Source organism: Trebonia sp. (assembly GCF_049794275.1).
In the GTDB taxonomy this organism is placed as follows: Bacteria; Actinomycetota; Actinomycetes; order Streptosporangiales; family Streptosporangiaceae; genus Trebonia.
This window is the reverse complement of the sequence record NZ_JBARCR010000826.1, coordinates 1-2,427: the sequence shown is the minus strand read 5'-3', so window position 1 is coordinate 2,427 and position 2,427 is coordinate 1. Positions and strand designations below refer to the sequence as shown.

Below are 2,427 nucleotides of genomic sequence, written 5' to 3'. Positions count from 1 at the left end.
GCTCAGGCTTCCTGGATCTCAACGGGAACGTTGAGATCCAGGTAGATCACGCACATGCGGACGGTCCGCCCCTTCCCCGCCAGTCATGTGAAAGTCAGGGTTCCTAGCAGCCACAACCGCCCAAACGAGACAAAACTCGCGCCGATTGAATAACGCCAATATGTTCGACTTGTATATCTGATCGGCAGTTATGACGTATTTAGCCGTTTTGCGGCGGGTTGCGGCTGAAGGCTAGACAAACTCCGGCATGCCACCCAGCCTAGAGGCTCGCGGTCAGTGGCTTGCGTCAGGCGCGGCATCCGCAGCGGCAACGCAGAGCCAACGCTGAGTTACGTCGACGGCGTCGCGGCCGCTGCGGACGGCACCCGTGCCCCTGGTACCCGGTCAGAACGGCGTCGCGGCTTCCGCTGGCTGGTCGAGGTCGCTTGTCAGCGAGGCGAACGCCTGGTTGTCTTGCGCCGAAAGCGGGTCGCCGGCGCCGCCGTCGCTGGACACTTCGTCCTCGTTGAACTGATCCTCCGCGAACTGGCCCTCCGCGAACGGGGCGTCGCCGTCGCCGGGCAGGTCCGGGTCCGGCGCCATGCCGTGACGAACCGCTTCCCCGTTCGCGAGGCCCTCAAGGACGCTGGGCGGAGTATGCACTCCCCTGTTGAAGCGCGACCACCCGAACGCCAGGTCATGCCCCACCGAGTCCGCCTCGATCTGCACCTCCATCCGGACCCGCTGCTGGTCGTCCAGCCAGCTCCGGGTGAAGACCTTGCCACGAACGATGACCATGTCCCCCTTGCGCAGCGAGCCGTGCACGTTCTCGGCGAGCTTCCGCCAGCACTTCACGCTGTAGTACGACGTCTCGCCGTCCTGCCACTCCCCCGTCTCCCGGTTCAGCTTGCGGGGCGTCGAGCCCACCCGGATGGTGGCGACCGGCGCCTGCTCCGGGGTCCGCTGCCACATCTTCGGCTCCGCCGTCACGTACCCCCGCACGGTGATCGTGTTGTCCTGGCTCATCTCCATGCTCCTCTTAGTAGCCGTGCCGGCACTCGCTGCCGGGCGTGCGCTATCACCGTGCCCCGCAGCGGAAGCCCACGTAAGAGCGATTTGCCCGCCTGTGGATATCATGTCCGATTTGTCCACACCCTGTGGACAACGACTTGCGATCTTGCCGCCAATGCGGCACACTGCCTGCCCGCGAATAACGAGTGGCGCCCGGGCGCCGCGCCGTGTTACGTTCCGCGATCGTGCGACGGGTGTCAGTGGTCGGCACCTCAGGGTCCGGCAAGTCGACGCTGGCGAGGGAGCTGGCGGAAATCCTGGGCGTGCCGCACCTGGAACTGGACGCCGTGCATCACCAGCCCGGCTGGGCGCCGCTGCCGACCGGCGAGTTCCGCCGGATCATCGCGGCACGCGCGGCCGCCGGCGGCTGGGTGATCGACGGCAACTACGGCAGGGTCAGGGACCTGGTCTGGGCCCGCGCGGACACCGTCGTCTGGCTCGACCTGCCGAAACGCACGGTGATGCGGCAGGTCGTCTGGCGGACGCTGCGCCGGGTCGCGCTGCGCAGGGAACTGTGGAACGGCAACCGCGAGCGCTGGCGGAACTTCCTCACCTGGAACCCCGAGCAGTCCGTCATCTCCTGGGCGTGGCACAAGCACGCGCCGGATCACGCCAAGTACGCCGCCGCGGCGGCCGACCCGGCCAGCGCTCACCTCCGGTTCATCAGGCTCGCCAGCCGCCGCGACATCGCCCGGTTCCTCGACAACGCGCGGTCCGAGGCCGGTGCGGCCGCGGTCAGGCCGCGACGAGTTCCGAGGGCTCGGCGATGACGTCGACGAGCGCGCCGTTGCGCATCACCGTGATGCCCAGCCGCCGCCCGATCGCCTCGGCGAACATCAGCCGCTGCAGGTCCTGCGCGGTCGCGACCTCGTGACCGTCGGCGGTCAGCAGCAGGTCGCCCGTCCGCAGCCCGGCCCGGTCGGCGGGGCCGCCGGCCACCACCGACGCCACCCGGAGACCGGTGGAGCGGTTGCCGAGGCGCGATCGCCATACCGGCGCGACCGGCGCGGGCGCCACCGCGATGCCGAGGTAGGCGCGCCGCACCCGCCCGTCATGCATCAGCGCCGACACGATCCGCCTGGTGGTGTCGTTGATCGGGACCGCGAGCCCGAGCCCGACGCCGGCCACCGCGGTGTTGATGCCGACCACCCGGGCGCGGGAGTCGGCGAGCGCGCCGCCGGAATTGCCGGGGTTGAGCGCGGCGTCGGTCTGGATCACGTCCTCGATAATCCGCTGCTGCCCGGCCGGCATCGACCGGCCGAGGGCGCTGACCACGCCCGCGGTGACCGAGCCGGCCAGCCCGAGCGGGTTGCCGACCGCGACGACCAGCTGCCCGACCACGAGGCTGTCGGCCTCGCCGAGGACGGCGGGCGGGGG

Annotated in this window: 3 protein-coding genes; 1 reads left to right on the top strand and 2 read right to left on the bottom strand. The window is 69.8% G+C overall.

Features of this window, described 5'->3' with window-relative positions:
* Positions 1 to 384 precede the first annotated feature (384 nt).
* Complete coding sequence (ssb, locus tag WA805_RS21515) at positions 385 to 1,005, bottom strand: single-stranded DNA-binding protein (protein ID WP_425243230.1); 621 nt, start codon at positions 1,003 to 1,005, stop codon at positions 385 to 387.
* Positions 1,006 to 1,244: 239 nt separating this feature from the next.
* Between ssb and WA805_RS21510 the strand changes: the two genes are divergently transcribed.
* Entirely contained in the window at positions 1,245 to 1,820 is a 576-nt protein-coding gene (locus WA805_RS21510) for a hypothetical protein (RefSeq protein ID WP_425243229.1), read from the top strand.
* Here WA805_RS21510 and WA805_RS21505 read toward each other — a convergent pair.
* Positions 1,786 to 2,427: S1C family serine protease (locus tag WA805_RS21505; protein WP_425243228.1), on the bottom strand; the 642-nt coding region annotated here is incomplete at its 5' end. The genes WA805_RS21510 and WA805_RS21505 overlap by 35 nt on opposite strands.